The sequence below is a fragment of the Spirillospora sp. NPDC048911 genome (genome assembly GCF_043198015.1).
In the GTDB taxonomy this organism is placed as follows: domain Bacteria; phylum Actinomycetota; class Actinomycetes; order Streptosporangiales; family Streptosporangiaceae; genus Spirillospora.
Window position 1 is genome coordinate 1 of the sequence record NZ_JBICUD010000023.1, and the last position, 13991, is coordinate 13991.

Annotated in this window: 16 protein-coding genes; 7 read left to right on the forward strand and 9 right to left on the reverse strand. The window is 69.1% G+C overall.

All coding sequences use genetic code 11. The annotated features are described in order from the left end of the window. Positions 1–244: 244 nt before the first annotated feature. Positions 245–523, reverse strand: a complete 279-nt coding sequence (locus tag ACGFNU_RS50535) for a hypothetical protein (RefSeq protein ID WP_392604125.1) — start codon at positions 521–523, stop codon at positions 245–247. A 214-nt stretch (positions 524–737) separates the two neighbouring features. Continuing rightward, a complete protein-coding gene (locus tag ACGFNU_RS50540; protein WP_392604127.1) occupies positions 738–2207 on the reverse strand; it encodes a beta-propeller fold lactonase family protein in 1470 nt (489 codons plus the stop codon). Between the two features lie 139 nt (positions 2208–2346). Between ACGFNU_RS50540 and ACGFNU_RS50545 the strand changes: the two genes are divergently transcribed. Further along, complete coding sequence (locus tag ACGFNU_RS50545) at positions 2347–2538, forward strand: hypothetical protein (RefSeq protein WP_392604129.1); 192 nt, start codon at positions 2347–2349, stop codon at positions 2536–2538. A gap of 259 nt (positions 2539–2797) precedes the next feature. On the opposite strand, the gene ppk2 is transcribed toward ACGFNU_RS50545, so the two are convergent. After that, the gene (gene ppk2, locus ACGFNU_RS50550; protein WP_392604131.1) at positions 2798–3601 is read right to left on the reverse strand and encodes a polyphosphate kinase 2; all 804 of its coding nucleotides are present in this window, start codon (positions 3599–3601) and stop codon (positions 2798–2800) included. A 193-nt stretch (positions 3602–3794) separates the two neighbouring features. Here ppk2 and ACGFNU_RS50555 point away from each other — a divergent pair, with 193 nt between their 5' ends. Both ACGFNU_RS50555 and ACGFNU_RS50560 read left to right on the forward strand, forming a co-directional pair. Then, entirely contained in the window at positions 3795–4814 is a 1020-nt protein-coding gene (locus ACGFNU_RS50555) for an Acg family FMN-binding oxidoreductase (RefSeq protein WP_392604133.1), read from the forward strand. Between the two features lie 60 nt (positions 4815–4874). Further along, on the forward strand, positions 4875–5084 hold the full coding sequence (locus ACGFNU_RS50560) for a hypothetical protein (protein WP_392604135.1): 210 nt from the start codon (positions 4875–4877) through the stop codon (positions 5082–5084). 108 nt (positions 5085–5192) lie between these two features. On the opposite strand, the gene ACGFNU_RS50565 is transcribed toward ACGFNU_RS50560, so the two are convergent. The 5 genes from ACGFNU_RS50565 to ACGFNU_RS50585 are packed head-to-tail and all read right to left on the reverse strand — an operon-like array spanning position 5193 to position 9598. Next, complete coding sequence (locus tag ACGFNU_RS50565; RefSeq protein WP_392604137.1) at positions 5193–6734, reverse strand: tripartite tricarboxylate transporter permease; 1542 nt, start codon at positions 6732–6734, stop codon at positions 5193–5195. A 13-nt stretch (positions 6735–6747) separates the two neighbouring features. Beyond that, the gene (locus tag ACGFNU_RS50570; protein WP_392604139.1) at positions 6748–7260 is read right to left on the reverse strand and encodes a tripartite tricarboxylate transporter TctB family protein; all 513 of its coding nucleotides are present in this window, start codon (positions 7258–7260) and stop codon (positions 6748–6750) included. Then, a complete protein-coding gene (locus tag ACGFNU_RS50575; RefSeq protein ID WP_392604141.1) occupies positions 7257–8264 on the reverse strand; it encodes a Bug family tripartite tricarboxylate transporter substrate binding protein in 1008 nt (335 codons plus the stop codon). The genes ACGFNU_RS50570 and ACGFNU_RS50575 overlap by 4 nt, the downstream gene beginning before the upstream one ends. A 22-nt stretch (positions 8265–8286) precedes the next feature. Further along, a complete protein-coding gene (locus tag ACGFNU_RS50580; RefSeq protein WP_392604143.1) occupies positions 8287–8580 on the reverse strand; it encodes a hypothetical protein in 294 nt (97 codons plus the stop codon). A gap of 25 nt (positions 8581–8605) precedes the next feature. Then, entirely contained in the window at positions 8606–9598 is a 993-nt protein-coding gene (locus tag ACGFNU_RS50585; protein WP_392604145.1) for a 5-dehydro-4-deoxyglucarate dehydratase, read from the reverse strand. Positions 9599–9719: 121 nt separating this feature from the next. Between ACGFNU_RS50585 and ACGFNU_RS50590 the strand changes: the two genes are divergently transcribed. The 4 genes from ACGFNU_RS50590 to ACGFNU_RS50605 all read left to right on the forward strand — a co-directional run bounded on the left by ACGFNU_RS50590 (position 9720) and on the right by ACGFNU_RS50605 (position 13279). Beyond that, the gene (locus ACGFNU_RS50590; protein WP_392604149.1) at positions 9720–10568 is read left to right on the forward strand and encodes an IclR family transcriptional regulator; all 849 of its coding nucleotides are present in this window, start codon (positions 9720–9722) and stop codon (positions 10566–10568) included. 3 nt (positions 10569–10571) lie between these two features. Further along, the gene (locus tag ACGFNU_RS50595) at positions 10572–11354 is read left to right on the forward strand and encodes a sulfite exporter TauE/SafE family protein (RefSeq protein WP_392604152.1); all 783 of its coding nucleotides are present in this window, start codon (positions 10572–10574) and stop codon (positions 11352–11354) included. Between the two features lie 68 nt (positions 11355–11422). Beyond that, positions 11423–12559, forward strand: coding sequence for a mandelate racemase/muconate lactonizing enzyme family protein (locus ACGFNU_RS50600; RefSeq protein ID WP_392604155.1), 1137 nt, complete (start codon positions 11423–11425; stop codon positions 12557–12559). Positions 12560–12859: 300 nt separating this feature from the next. Beyond that, positions 12860–13279: a hypothetical protein gene (locus ACGFNU_RS50605; protein ID WP_392604157.1), complete on the forward strand. Its 420-nt coding sequence runs from the start codon at positions 12860–12862 to the stop codon at positions 13277–13279. Between the two features lie 20 nt (positions 13280–13299). Here ACGFNU_RS50605 and ACGFNU_RS50610 read toward each other — a convergent pair whose 3' ends face one another. Then, on the reverse strand, positions 13300–13689 hold the full coding sequence (locus tag ACGFNU_RS50610; RefSeq protein ID WP_392604159.1) for an ArsR/SmtB family transcription factor: 390 nt from the start codon (positions 13687–13689) through the stop codon (positions 13300–13302). Positions 13690–13991 lie beyond the last annotated feature (302 nt).

Sequence of the window (13991 nt, forward strand, 5' to 3'; positions counted from 1 at the left end):
TCCTCCGGGTAGTTCTTCAGAGCCATCAGTGACATCTCTTCCCCTGGACCTCAAGATCCAGTCTCCAAGGTGTCCACACTCAGGGGTGAGGCCCCGTCCTTCGCCGACGACTGATCCCGCCCCGACGTCGGTCCACAGGCACGCGTGCGCGGAATAGTTGTCGTGTGACTCGTAGCAAGAACGCAAGCGGGGCGCACGAGGAAGCGGCTGACGTTCGCGCGCGCCTTTTTGTGCCTGTGCCTAGTCACAGAGCGGCGAAGTCCCAGGTCAGGCTGCTGCGGGTAGTGGAGGGCTCGGTTGGAAGGTGCGGCCGTCGCGGATGAGTGCCCACAGCACGTTCAGGCAGCGCCAGGATCGCCTGCTTGTGGTTCTTTCCCTCGGCACGTTTGCGCTGGTAGAACGCTTCGGAGGCGGGGCAGTGTCGGACGGCGAGCTGGGCGGAGAGGTTTAGCAGCGCAGCGACCAGCACGGCAGCCACCGCCGTCGTGATCTTGGTCAGCTCGTCGGCTGGGCTTCCTTGCACGCGCCATTCTCAACTGCCTGGCCTAGCTCGCCGGACCATCAAAGCTTCTTGCCGGGACGTTTGCACTGGCGGAACATCGGGAGCGGGTCGCCGGTTCTGCGGGTGTAGGAGGTCGTTCCGCAGCCGACTCGCCCGACTGGGATCGCGCCCCCGAACTCGTGGAGCGAGCCGCCAACGGTTGTGGGGGCTGACGTCGTCCGAGCGGGCCTGTCTGTCAGCGGACGGGGACGGGAAGCTGGGATCGGGCGGCGGCGGTGCCGTTGCACAGGACGGCGACACCCGTGAAGACCTGCCGGTCGGCGCAGCCCTCATCGTCGGTCACCGTCAGCCGGACGGTGAAGGTGCCCGTCCGCGGGTAGCGGTGCTGGGGTGCCGGGCCGCCGTCGGCGAGCGTGGTTCCGTCGCCGAAGTCCCAGTCGTAGCGGGCGACCCGGCCGTCTGGATCGGCCGAGGCGCGGGCGTCGAAGGCGATGACGCGGCCGTCCTGCGGGCGTGGCGCGGCTGAGAACCGTGCGACCGGTCCCTGGTTCGGCGCGACGTTGATCCCCTGGAAGCCGGGGCCGCCCGGGTGCACCTGGAACGGCGAGCCGGGGATGGTGCCGAGGGCCCCGGTGGGCGGGACGCGGCTGAAGGAGGAGACGTCGCTGGTGTCGATGTCCTCGCGGCCGCTGTTGGCGGCGACCACGTGCCGGCCGTCGGGGGTGACCGCCACGCCCACCGGAGAGAAGCCTTCGGTGTTCGGCTGCCCGATCGGGGCGATCTGTCCGTCGTCGCCGATCCGGTAGGCGGCGACGGCGCTGGCGCCGTCGGGGTTGAGTTCTCCCCGCACGCTCGCGGTGTAGAGATTGCGCCCGTCCGGGGCCATCGCGACTCCCTCGGTGGCGTTGGGGGCGGGTGCGGAGCCGATCGGGGTCGGCTGTTCGCCGGCGGTGCGGAACGCCAGGACCTGATTGCCGACCTGCAACGCGACGTAGACGAACCGGCCGTCGGGAGTGAACGCGGCCTGGGAGGCGAACGCGCCCTTGCCGAGGGCGGCGCTGCGGCCGGTCGGCTGCAGCGATCCGTTCGCCCGCACCCGGAAGACGGCCAGGGTGTTCTCGATCTGGACGTCGCGGGTGCCGTTGACGACGTAGACGTGACGGCCGTCCGGCGCGACGACCACGCCCCGCGGGTTGGTGCCGCCGGACGGCAGCGTGCCGAGCGGGACGGGCCGGCCGTCGGCGCCGACCCTGAACGCCAGGATCAGGTTCTGCTCTGGAGCCGTCGCGTAGAACGTCCGCCCGTTCGGCGCCATCGCCATCCCGAACGGCCCGCCGTCGGCGGGCACCGGATCGCCGAGCCTGACCAGCTCGCCGGACGGCCGCACGGCGAACGGCACGATGTCGCCGGCACCGTCCGGTCCGCCTGCGAAGCCGGCGGCGTAGGCGAACCGGCCGTCGGGCGTCAGCACCACGCCGCGTACCTCCGGGCTCGCCGCCACCGGCGCGCCGATCCGGGCGAGCCGGCCGCGCGCGTCGATCGACAGGGCCGTGACGGTCCCGTCCGTAGCGCCCGACACGTACACCGTGCCCGACGATCCACCGTCCGGCGCAGCCGTCGACGCGCCGGCGCCTGCCACCGCCATGACACCGGACGCCGACGCCAGCAGACCGGCCGCACAGGCACGCTTTGCCGAGTTGAGCATGAGTTCCCCCATGAGGTGCGCACACTGGTCGATGCGGGGTGCCAGCTGAACAAGGCCCCGGGCTGGTGATGCGGGCCTTACCCAGGAGGCGTTCCATCCCGTTCCATCAAGCAGCCGAGTAACGCAGCTCGCACACGACATGAACGAGGCGATCATGTTCGCCGACGAGGTCATTGATCTCGAACTGGCGGGTGAAGCTCAGGAGAAAGGCTGGCTGTCCGATCGTGGAGTTATGCTGCTTGCAGCAGGGTGCGGCGTCGGAACGCCCTGTCGGTCGATCTGGGCCTCCATGGCGCGTAGCGACTACGCGCATTGGAGCCGGTTGTGGTGAGTCTTGACCGCAAGCCCACCCTGGTCATGGGAGCTGGCGGGAGCGTCGGCGAATTCGATCCTGGGCCACCCAGCGACCAGTTTCGATGAATGGGCTGTCGACCACGCAGACGACTTTCGGTGAGACCATCCAGCCCACCGACGACGCCCGACGATGTGTCGTGGCCGGACGCAGCCGGCGAGGACGGCGTCGCCAACAATGTATGGGCGCGGTGTCGGACTGACGCGGCAGGCGGTGCTCCTTTGCGGCAGGCTTGCTGTCAGGTGGTCAGGGTGGCGGAGTGGTCGGGGACGTAGGTCTGCATGTCACGTGGCGAGCGTTCGTAGCCTCGCGGCGGTGGCCGGTCCGGAAGATGGATCGGTTCGCGTTCGACGGGCTGGTAGGGGATGGTGGACAGGAGGTGGGCGATCATGTTGATCCGTGCCCGCCGTTTGTCCTCGCTCTCCACGACGTGCCAGGGCGCCTCGGGGATGTCGGTGTGGAGCATCATCTCGTCCTTGGCGCGGGAGTAGTCCTCCCAGCGGGTGATCGACTCCAGGTCGATGTGTGAGAGCTTCCATCGGCGCATGGGGTCGTCGAGCCTGTTGCGGAACCGGCGTTCCTGCTCGGCGTCGCTGACGGAGAACCAGTACTTGCGCAGCAGAATGCCGTCCTCGACCAGCAGCCGTTCGAAGATCGGGCATTGGTGGAGGAAACGCATGTACTCCTGCTTGGTGCAGAACCCCATCACGCGTTCCACGCCCGCGCGGTTGTACCAGGACCGGTCGAAGAGGACGATCTCGCCGGCCGCGGGCAGCCGTTCGATGTAGCGCTGGAAGTACCATTCGGTCCGTTCGCGTTCGGTCGGGGCCGGTAGCGCGACGATCCGGGCGATGCGCGGGTTCAGGAACTCGGTGACGCGCTTGATCGTGCTGCCCTTGCCCGCGGCGTCGCGGCCCTCGAACACGACCACGACGCGGGTGCCTTCGGTGCGCACCCATTCCTGCAGGTCTACAAGTTTTGACTGCAACCGGAAGAGCTCCTTTTCGTACAGCTCCCGGGGCAGTCGTTTGGCCTTGCCCATCAGCGCCCTCCGTTCCGGTGAGAAATCGTGCGGCGCCGCGTCCGCTGGTTCCAACCTCCTATCGCAGGAGCGAGAACACCATCCCGGCGCCGATATCTGTGGCCGGAGGTCTTTCACATGGCGGACGTTCGGCCCTGCCGGGCGGAGCGACCCGCTGTTGGACTGGGGTCACACGGCGTGAAGGAGCTTTGCCATGAAGCCGGACCAAGGGAGGGACATGTCGCGGCTGGCGGCCGCCGCTCGTTCGGCGGTGGAGGACGCGACGTGGGCGCCCTCCGTTCACAACACCCAGCCCTGGCTGTTCAGCGGACGGGGAGACCGGATCACGCTGCGTGCCGATGCCGACCGGCGGCTCGGGGTCGCCGATCCGGCGGGCCGGGAGATGCTGATCAGCTGCGGCGCCGCCCTGTTCACGTTGCGCGTCGCCGTCCGCCGCCAGGGGTATGAGCCTGAGGTCGTGCTGCTGCCCGATCCGGACCGGCCGAACCTGCTGGCCGACGTCCGCCTGCGGAGTGGTGGGTTGCCGGCCTCGCCGGAGAACGAGCGCGTGTACGACCAGATCCGGCGCCGGCGTACTCACCGGGGCGGGTTCAAGCCCGGTGAGGTGTCCGAGCCGCTGCTGGAGGCGTTGCGCCGGGAGGCGCAGCGAGAGGGCGCGAGCCTGTGCCTGATCGAGGATCCGAATGCTCAGGCCGCGCTCGCCGCGCTCACGGTGGCCGCTGAGCACATGCACAGGTTGATCCCCGCGTACCGGGGCGAGCTGGGACGTTGGGCACCTGCTCCCGGCAGTCGCCGCAGGGAAGGCGTGCACGAGACCGCCTACCCGCAGGAGACGGCGCGCACGGAGCCGGACTTCGCGGGCCGCGATTTCGCCCGGGGGCACGGGTGGGGCATCGACGCCTCGATTCTGGAATGGCTCGAAGAGCCCGAGGTCGGCGTGGCCTGCGTCCTGACCACCAAGGGCGACAAGCCCGCGGACTGGCTGCGCACCGGCCAGGCTCTCCAGCGGCTGTTGCTGCGCGCGACCCTCGAAGGCGATGTGGCGGCCGCCTTCCACACCCAGGCGCTCGAGGTCCCGGAGTTGCGGGAGCTGATCCGCATGCACTTCTGCGCCGGCGACCTCCCGCAGATGCTCATGCGCCTGGGAACCGGCGGCGCCGCCTTCACCAGCGTGCGCCGGCCCGTCGACGAGGTCTACACCGAGAAGCCCTGACCAGGGGAGCAGTGATGGAAGCGACGGAAGAGTTCGGCACGTCCTCCCGGCAGGACGCCGATGGTACTGCTGATCAGCCAGCACCAGAGCGCCCTGCTGTTCCCGCTGCGCGACCTGACGCGACGCCCGCTCCAGACCGACACGTCCGCTGCGGAGGTGTCGGAGTGCGATCTCGGAGAGGGCGCCGACTGCGCCAGCCGGCCGGGCCGCTGTGCGGGCATTGCCGAGCCCGAGCAGGACGCCGATCCATCCGGGCGGGGGTGGGCCTGAAGCGGGTGGGGCGCAATGTGGGCTCAGGCGTCTCGGCGTCCGTCAGCCTGGCAGTTTCGTCAACGGCGCCTGTGGGACGGCATGCTGCGCGGATTTGTGCTCAGGACCTCAGACACGCGTTTCTTTCTCTTTGGTGGATGATGCGGGCTCAGGCGCGGATGCCTTGGCGCGGAGCTTGTACGCGAGGCGCAGCGCTGGAATGACGACGACGACAAGGACGATCAAACCCAGGAGGGTCGCGGCGATCGGCTGGGTGAGGAATCCGCCGAGATCGCCGCCGAAGGTGCGCATCGAGCGCCGGAAGTTGGACTCCAGGATGCCGCCGAGCACGAACGCCAGTACCAGCGGGCCGGGTTCGAAGCCGACCTTCTTCATCAGGTAGCCCAGGACGCCGAGACCGATCACGAGGAACATGTCGAACACGTTGTTGCGCACCGTGTAGACGCCGATCATGGTGACCAGGATCGTCAGCGGTGCCAGGATCGCCGGCCGGATCCGCAGGATGCGCACGAACAACCCGATCAGCGGCAGGCTCATCGCCAGCAGCAGCAGGTTGCCGATGTACATCGAGTTGACGACGCCCCAGAACAGGTCGGGCTTCTCCTCCACCAGCAGCGGCCCAGGTGTGATGCCCTGTAGCATCAGCGCGCCGAACATGACCGCCATCGTCGCGTTCGCCGGGATGCCCAGGGACAGCAGCGGGATGAACGAGGACGTGGCGGCGGCGTTGTTGGCGCTCTCCGGCCCCGCGACCCCCTGGATGGCGCCCTTTCCGAACTTCTCCGGCTTCTTGGTGACCTTCTTCTCCACGGCGTACGCCACCATCGAGGACATCGTCGCGCCACCGCCCGGCAGGATGCCCAGCAGGAAACCGACGAGCGAGCCGCGGGAGATCGCGCCCTTGGACTCGCTCAGGTCCGTGCGGGACGGGTACACCGAGTCGATCTTTGCTGGTGGCGGGCTCTTTCGGCGCAGCGACTCCAGGTTGTAGAGGATCTCGCCGACGCCGAACAGTCCCATCGCGACGATCACGAAGTCGATGCCGTCCAGCAGGTCGTCGATGCCGAACGACAGGCGGGCCGTGCCGACCAGCGGGTCCTGGCCGACGGTCGCCAGTAGTAGCCCCACCGTCGCCATGAGCAGACTCTTGGGCACCGACCCGGTGCCCAGGGTGGATACCAGCAGGATGCCCAGCAGGGCGAGCATGGTGTACTCGGCGGGGCCGAAGTCCAGCGCGAATCCGGCCACCAGCGGCGCGGCGAAGGTCAGCGCGATGATCGCGACCGTCCCGCCGATGAAGGAGCCGATCGCCGAGATGCCCAGGGCCGCCCCGGCCCGTCCCTGTTTGGCCATCTCGTGGCCGTCCAGAGCGGTGACCACGCTGGAGGCCTCGCCGGGCAGCCGCAGCAGCACCGAGGTGATCGTGCCGCCGTACTGCGCGCCGTAGAAGATCCCGGCGAGCATGATGATCGCCGCGGTCGGCTCGATGTTGTAGGTGATCGGCAGCAGCACGGCGATGGTGGCCGCCGGTCCCAGGCCGGGCAGGACGCCCACCAGCATGCCCAGGGTGACGCCCAGCAGGCAGTAGAGCAGGTTCGCGGGCTGGAAGACGACCCCGAACCCGTCGAGCACCGGGGAGAAGAAGTCCATGATCGGCAACCCCCTAGAAGGCCACGATGTGGGGCAGTGACACGCCGAGCGCCGTGATGAACAGCAGGTAGATGGCCGCGGTGGCGGCGAGCGAGAGCACGATCGTGATCCGCCACGACTCGCGTCCCAGGCCCTTCAGCCACAGCACCAGCAGCGCCACCGTGGGGACCTCGAACCCGACGCGTTCGAACAGCAGCGCGAAGCCGATCAGCGAGACGACGGCGACGGCGACGATGCACGCCTCACCGGTGAACTTCTCCTCGTCCCCGGTGGGCCGGGACCGCAGCACCTGTACTGCCGCGATGACCACCATGGCCACGCTGACCACGAGCGGCCACAGGCCGGGCCCGGGATCGGCGAGGGTGCCGACTCCGAGCCCTGAGGACAGAACCGCCGCGATAACGCCGATCGCGAGCGGCACCAGCGCCGCGATGATGTTCTGCCGGTGCGCGTACGAGGGGCTGGGCGCGACGGGGCCGTCCTCATACGGGTCGTTGACCGGCGTGGTCTCGTCGAGAGTGCTCATGAACCCGAGAGATTGATTCCGAGGGTCCTGGTCAGGTTGGTGAAGTTGTCACGGCTCTTGGTCAGCTGCTGGGAGACCTGGTCGCCGTTCACGTCCCACCGGCCGATGTAGTTCTGCTTGAGCAGCTGCGTGTACTCGGGGGAGGCCACCGCCTTGTCGATCGCGGCGACGAGCTTGTCACGGACGTCGGTGGGCAGTGCGGCGGGAGCGGCGACGAACCGGCGCTGGTCGACGACGATGTCGTAACCCGACTCGGTGGCGGTCGGCACGTTCGGCAGGGCTTCGAGCCGCTTGGCCGAGAACGCCACCAGCGGCCGCAGCTTGCCGGCCTCGATCTGCTTGTAAGCCTCGGCGACATGCACCGTGCCCACGTCCACCTTGTGGCCGAGGACCGCGGTCAGCTGCGGGCCACCGCCGTCGAACGGGATGGCGGTCGCGTTCACCTTCGCCTTGCCGAACAGCAGGGCCTGCGCGAGCTGGTTGCCGGTGCCGGCGCCCGAGGTGCCGTACCTGACCTTGCCGGCCGCGAGGATGTCCTTGACGGTCTTGTACTTGGAGTCGGCGGGCACGACCATCACGTAGTCCTCGACGGTCAGGCCCTTGACGAAGGTCATGTCCTCCAGCTTGATCGCGCCGGGGTCCTTGACCACCAGCGGGCCGATCGCGAACAGGGATTGCGGCATCACCGCGACCCGGTAGCCGTCGGGTTTGCTGGAGAACACGTCCTTGCCCGCGATCTTGCCGTTGGCGCCCGGCTTGTTGACCACGACGCCTTTCTGGCCGAGCGGCTTCTCGATGCTCTTGGCCAGCGCCCGGGTGATCAGGTCCGTGCTGCCGCCGGGGTCGCTGGGAACCGTGAACTCCACCGCTCGGCTCGGGTAGTCGCCCGAGCCGCCGCCGGAACTGCCACCCTGCACCGAGCAGGCGGACAGGGCCAGCGTGGCGGCGCCGGCGAGCAGGGCGGTGCCGGCGCGGCGCCGGGAGATTCGTGGCTGAATCTTCATCAATCCTCCAGAGAATCCTGATCTACCAGCGTGGAAGGGATGGCTGGGTCCACGCCGGGTCGGCTTTTCGCATGGCGGCGACGTCGTCCCGGTCCCGGACGTCGTCCAGTTCCGAGGCACCCTCCACCGGGTGCTCGGCCCACCGGTAGAACAGGTAGGTCTCTCCGGCTCCGGTGACGCCGGTGTCGGTCTCCAGTTCGACGATGGACCGCGGCGTGTGGGGCTGGTGCACGCCGAGGCAGTTGAGCAGCGGTGGATCGCTGATCAGGATCGGGGTGACGGTCGCCTTGACGATCGTCGGCACGGGACGAGGCATCCAGAGGTCTCCTAACGAGCACGCGCTAACGAGTGGCGCCGACCAGGTCGAGCCCCTTGGTCAGCAGTGCGTCCAGTACGTCCAGGTGCTCCGGTGCCGGGTCGGCGAGGGGCGCGCGCACCGGGCCGACCTTCGCGCCGCGCAGGCGTGCCGCGGCCTTGACGAGAGAGACGGCGTACCCGACGCCCTGGTCACGAAGCTCGACCAGCGGGACGTAGAACTCGCTCAGCAACTCGTCGACCCGTGCGTGATCGTCGTCCTGGAAGGCGCGGAAGAATGCCCGGGAGATCTCGGGGGCGAAGGCGTGCACGGCCGAGGAGTACGCGGGGACGCCGATGCTGGCGTACTGCCGCGCCTGCATCTCCGCGGTGGCGGCGCCGTTGAAGAAGAGCCACTCGGGCGGAGCGGCGAGCCGGAGCCGCTGGAGCCGGTCGAGATCGCAATGGCCGTCCTTGAGACCGATCACGTTCGGGATCGCCGCCAGCGCGGGAACGCTGGACGCTGTGATCTTCACCTGGGTGCGCTGGTACACGATGATCGGCAGCTCGGTGGTCGCGGCGACCCGCCGTACGTGTTCCACGAGGCCCGCCTGGGGCGCCTCGACAAGGTACGGGGGCATCAGCAGCAGCGCGTCTACCCCGGCGCGTTCGGCGATGGCGGCGAAGCGCGCCGCCTGCGCCCAGCCGTAGCCGGTCGCGGCGACCACCGGCAGCGCGCCGTCGGACTCTTCGACCGCGATGGAGACGAGGGTTTCGTATTCGGGCTCGGCGAGCGAGAAGAACTCGCCCGTGCCGCAGCAGGGGAACAGGGCGCCCGGGCCCGCCGCGATCTGCTCACGCACGTGGGAGCGGAACCCGTCCGGGTCGAGCCCGCCGTCGGCGTCGAAAGGGGTGAGCGGGAACGACAGCACCGCCGCGCTCATCCCGTCGCGCAGCCGTCGGGTCACCGTGGCGACGCGCTCCGTTCGTTGCTCCGCCGACGCGGTACGTCCCGCCCCGTCCGTATACGTGTCAATCAACCTGTCTCCATATGTGGACATTCAGTTACATGGCAAGCAGCTTGCCTATCCTCTGTTATCGTGTCAAGAGTTTGAACAGCTCATTTCCGTCTGGTGACGCGACTTACGTGAACGGAGTGCCATGGGCCGACCCTCCGAGGCCGCCGACGACGCAGACCGCGCCGATGGGCCGGCGAAGACGGGCGTACGAGGCGTGAAATCCGCGGCGCGCACAGTGGAGCTGCTCGAACTCCTCGCATCCCGCCAGAACCGGCCGGCCCGCCTGCGGGAACTCAGCGAGGCCCTCGGGGCGCCGAGGAGCAGCGTCTACGCGCTGATCCGCACGCTGGTCGAGCACGGCTGGGTCCGTACCGACCCGACCGGGTCGCTGTACAGCGTCGGCATCAGGGCCCTGCTGGCCGGTACGACCTATCTGGACACCGATCCCTACCTGCGCATCGTCCAGCCGCTCATCAACGACCTGAGCACCGAGTTGGACGAGACCATCCACTTCGGCCGCCTCGAACGGGCCGACATCGTGTATCTCGCGACCAAGGAGTCCAGCAGGTACATCCGCCCGTTCAGCCGGGTCGGCCGCCAGCTCCCGGCCTACAGCACCGCGATGGGCAAGTCCCTGCTGGCCGAACGCCTCGACTCGAGTGTGGACGCCCACGTGCCGCGCCAGCTCACCCCCTTGACGCCGAACACGCTGACGGATTACGACTCGCTGATCCGCGACCTGGAGCGGACGCGTGAGCGCGGATACGCGATCGACGACGAGGAGAACTACGTCGGCGTCACCTGCTTCGCCCTGGCGCTCCGCTACACCACCCCCGCCATGGACGCGATCAGCTGCTCGGTGCCCGTCGCGGGCCTCGACGCCGGCCGCGGGGACGAGATCGTCGAGGCGATGCGGCGCACCCGGCTGGCCATCGAGCGGATGGCACCGGTCGACCTCACTGACGGCGCCGGCCTCGCCGCCGGGTCCTAGGGGGTGGACGCGGGTTCCACGGCGCTGCTTCTGATCGCCGGAATCGCGTCCGGCCTGGCCGGTTCGATCGCCGGCCTCGCATCGCTGTTCAGCTATCCGGCCCTGCTCGCCGTCGGGCTGTCGCCCATCGCCGCCAACGTCACCAACACGGTGGCGATGTTCTCGAACACGGTCGGGTCCGCCGCCGGATCCCGGGAGGAGTTGCGGGGTCAGCGACGCCGTCTGGTCAAGCTGATCGCATTGGCCTCCGTCGGGGGAGCACTGGGCGCGGTGTTGCTGCTGAGCACGCCGCCCGAGGCCTTCGAGCTCGTGGTGCCGTGGCTCATCGCGCTCGGGTCGGTGCTGCTGCTCGCGCGTGACCGCCTGCGCCGGCTGGCCGGCAACCACACCGAGCGCGGCCAGGCCGCCCAAGCTCCGGCGCTGCGCTCGGCGCCGGCGCTCGCGGCGGCGATCGTGCTGGTCGGCGTGTACTGCGGCTACTTCGGCGCAGCGTCGGGCGTGCTGATGCTCGCGGTGCTGTCGATCGCGCTGGCCGAACCACTGCCCGTGACCAATGCCGTCAAGAACATGGCCACCGGCGCGGCCAATGTCATCGCGGCGATCGGTTACGCCTTGCTCGCCCCAGTGCACTGGGGTGCCGCAGGTGTGCTGGCCATCGGCTGCCTGGTGGGCAGCTGGATCGGTCCAACCTTCGTCCGGCTGCTACCGGAAAAGCCGCTGCGCATCGCCATCGCCCTCGGCGGCCTGGGCCTGGCCACACATCTGTGGTTCGTGGCAGTCGCATGAAAACTTCACAGTCGCACGATCCCTTTCCCACGCGTCTTCTCCCCGACTTGTATGAACAAGGAGCTCCGGTGACGACAACCGACCGCATCATCCAGGTCCGTCTCTCTTCCGTTTCTCTGCCGCTCGACACGCCCATCAGTGACGCCAAGGTGTTCACCGGCCGGCAGAAGCCGATGACCGAGGTGGCGATGCTGTTCGCCGAGATCGGCACGGAGAGCGGCCACGAGGGCATCGGATTCGGCTACTCCAAACGGGCCGGCGGCCCCGGCCAGTACGCGCACGCCAAGGAGATCGCCCCCGAACTCCTCGGTGAGGACCCCAACGACATCGCGCGCATTTGGAACAAGCTGGTCTGGGCGGGCGCGTCGGTCGGGCGGAGCGGTCTCGCGACTCAGGCGATCGCGGCCATCGACATCGCACTATGGGACCTCAAGGCCAAGCGCGCCGGCCTGCCGCTGGCCAAGCTCATCGGCGCCCACCGCGATTCGGTGCGGTGCTACAACACCTCCGGCGGCTTCCTGCACACACCGCTCGACCAGGTCATCGACAACGCGAAGGCTTCGCTGGAACGCGGCATCGGCGGCATCAAGATCAAGGTCGGTCACCCCGACTCCAAGGTGGACCTGACCAGAGTCGAAACCGTCCGCGAGAAGCTCGGCGAGGACATCCCCCTGATGGTCGACGCCAACCAGCAATGGGACCGGGCGACCGCGCGGCGCCTCGGCCGGGTGCTCGAACGGTTCGACCTGATATGGATCGAGGAACCCCTGGACGCCTACGACCACGCGGGCCACGCCGCGCTGGCCGCGTCCCTCGACACTCCGATCGCGACCGGCGAGATGCTCACCAGCGTCGCCGAGCACGCCGAACTGATCCGCGCGGGCGCGGCCGACATCATCCAGCCCGACGCGCCCCGGATCGGCGGGATCACCCCGTTCCTGCGCCTGTCCGCGCTCGCCGACCACCACCGCCTCCAGCTCGCCCCGCACTTCGCGATGGAGATCCACCTGCATCTGGCGGCCACCTACCCGCAGGAACCCTGGGTCGAGCACTTCGAATGGCTGGAGCCGCTGTTCAACGAGCGCCTCGAGATTCAGGATGGCCGCATGCTCGTCCCCGACCGTCCCGGCCTCGGGGTCACGCTGAGCGACCAGGCCGCCGCCTGGACCGCCGACCAGTGCGAGTTCCAATGGCACGTTCGCTGAGCTGCGTGCGGCACCCCTTGCCGTCGGGCGCTATCTGATCCACCGTGACCGCCAGGGTCGCTTTCGCGGACCTGCCGCGGGCCGCGACCTGGCCCGCGGCGTCATCGATCTTCTGGCGTTGCGTTCACAGGCGTGGCGGGTTCGCGCCGCTCGTCCTCGTATGGGGAACTTCGGCGCCGGCCGGTGCGCGCATCGCAGGCTTTTCTTTGAATGAGTTGCTAAATTTAGCAATAGCGCATACGTGAAGGCCCGCACATTCCCCCGGCCCGCCTGTCCGGCCACGCCAAAGGAGTGACGAAGGTGTCCGTGCCCGATGAGGCACCCGCACTGTTCCAGCTGGCGCGCGGACTGCTGGCCGGGTTGGAGCAGGCCGAGCCGCGAGCGCCCCTGGCCGAGTACACGGCGGTGTGGGAGGCGTCGGCGCATCAGTGCCGTGAGCTGGCCAACCGCGTGGTCCTCGCCACCGCCACCGCGGCCACGGCCGACACCGAGGACACGGCCGCGGCCGAACGGCGCCGGCTGCTGGGCGAGCTGGCGGTCATGCTGGCGGTCAACGCCGAGTGGGCGGTGGCGATCTGCCAGCCGCACCGCACCGCACAGGACCCCGCGGACCCGCAGGCGCTACGGGCGTGGGGCACGGCCCGCACCGCGCTCCACCACACCGCTGTCGGGGTGCTGCGGATGCTGACCATCTCTCACCAGACTCCCGACGACACCTGATCGGGCTCGCGAGATGGGGCCTACCGGTCTCGCGGTGGCCCGGCCGGCTCGTTGGTCGCGTCTCGCGGCGGCCCGGCCGGTTCGTTGGTCGCGCGCAGGTCGTTCAGCAGGTCGGCCTGCCCTGACAGCACGCCGGTCAGGATCGCCCGGGCCACCGCCAGCAGCTCGGCGACCTGTGGACTGGTCAGCGAGTAGATGACCGCGGAGCCGTCCTTGCGGGATCGCACGAGTCCGGCACGCCGCAGCACCGCGAGCTGCTGGGACAGATGCGCCGCTTCGATTCCCACCTCGGGCAGCATCTCCGACACCGCGTGATCGCGCTCGCTGAGCAGCTCCAGCACCCGGATCCGCGCCGGGTGACCCAGCGTCTTGAAGAACTCCGCTTTCAGCTGGTACAGGGGCGCGCTCACTTCAGCCGGCCCGTCGTGATCGCACACTCGTCCATCGCCACGGGCCCCATCCCTCGCCGTCCGCGCACCATCCAGCCACCCCTGATCACTCCGAGTCTCGCATGCGGCCACACGGTCGACGAGACCTCGGCTCGCACCTGCCCAGGTGGCCAGCCTGGCATTCGCCAACGTTAACAACTCGACGCGCCGCCGAGGATCGGCTAGCCGACGTCGCGGCGGCGGAAGGCGAGTATGCCGCCGAGGGTCAGTGCGGCTGCGATGGCAAGGAGGATGGTGAGGGGTGTGGCGGCGGGGTCCTCTGA